This window comes from Thiolapillus sp., from assembly GCF_048562965.1.
Lineage (GTDB): Bacteria > Pseudomonadota > Gammaproteobacteria > Chromatiales > Chromatiaceae > Thiolapillus > Thiolapillus brandeum_A.
Map to the genome: position 1 here is coordinate 1 of NZ_JBHNMF010000974.1, position 1,053 is coordinate 1,053.

Annotated in this window: 2 protein-coding genes; both read right to left on the reverse strand. The window is 60.5% G+C overall.

Annotated features, from left to right (window positions below):
* Positions 1-130: 130 nt before the first annotated feature.
* Entirely contained in the window at positions 131-751 is a 621-nt protein-coding gene (locus ACOCD2_RS21590) for a dUTP diphosphatase (protein ID WP_293652591.1), read from the reverse strand.
* 34 nt (positions 752-785) lie between these two features.
* Positions 786-1,053 (reverse strand): hypothetical protein (locus tag ACOCD2_RS21595; RefSeq protein WP_293652589.1); only part of this gene is annotated, 268 nt, incomplete at its 5' end.

Consider the following 1,053-nt stretch of genomic DNA (forward strand, 5'->3'; position numbering starts at 1 on the left):
GGCCACGGCCACGGCCACGGCCACGGCCACGGCCACGAAGATCTCGTCTGCCATGGTGACGGTTGCCGACAGCAGCAGCCAGAGTGCCACAACCCGTGTCAGCATACGTCCGGCAATGGGCATGCGCAGGTCAGGTCCGGGGATAGCGGGCCTGTAGCCCGCTGTAGATCTGCTGTTCGAAGTCCGCTGCGTCGGCATCCAGTCCGGCGCTGATTTCTGCCAGGTGTTCGTTGTCTTCCCGGTTCTGCCAGGTCTTGATGTAGCTGCCGTCCTTGTAACCGTGATCCTGGCGGAAGCGGTTGAGCACATTCTTGCCCACGTAGATGCGATACAGGTCATCGAAGCTGCTGTCCACGTCTGCCAGCAGGGAAAGGAATGCCGGCATATCTAGGGACTGCTGTTCCAGGGCATGGCGCGCCAGCTGGTCGACATTGTTGCGGAAGTCGGTTTCCGCGGAATGCTGTCCCTGCAGTTGTCCCAGCATGTTGTCCGCGGCAGCGGCGTGATCGCCCTGGCGGCTGACCAGTTCGGCGCTGAGGCCGAAATGCCAGATGTCGATGAGCTCCAGGCGGATCTGTTCCAGGTCGTGTTCCTGGGCCTTCCACCATTTCCAGCCGTAGTGTTCCATGAGTTCGGCGCTCTCCAGCCAGATGGCGCGATACCATTCGTAGCCGGCCTGCAGCCAGTCAGGGTTGATCTGGCGGTTGAGCCGGTCCTGCAACTGCAGCATGTTGAGCAATTTCTGTTTCATGGGATATCGATGACGGGGAGAAGTAACGGTCATTTTACGCCAGTAGCAGTTTGATAGAAACCGCGCTGGAAACCACCACCAGGACGGGACGTATGGCGGTTGCGCATTGGCGGATGGCCAGATGGTCTCCCAGCCGGATGACGGCAATGGCTGTGAGAAAAAGCAGCAATTCCAGGGTCCCGTCATCCGCTGCCAGCCATGGAGAGCGAAGCGAAGGCTGGTAGACCCCAGTAGCCGCGAGGCCGCACTGTTTTCCCGGCGTGCCTTGCGCCAGAGGGAAAACAAAGTAGGCCTCCGAACGC

What these genes read in the sequence shown, in the direction of transcription:
- ACOCD2_RS21590 (WP_293652591.1), bottom strand. Translation starts at nt 751, where the DNA reads ATGAAACAGAAATTGCTCAACATGCTGCAGTTGCAGGACCGGCTCAAC.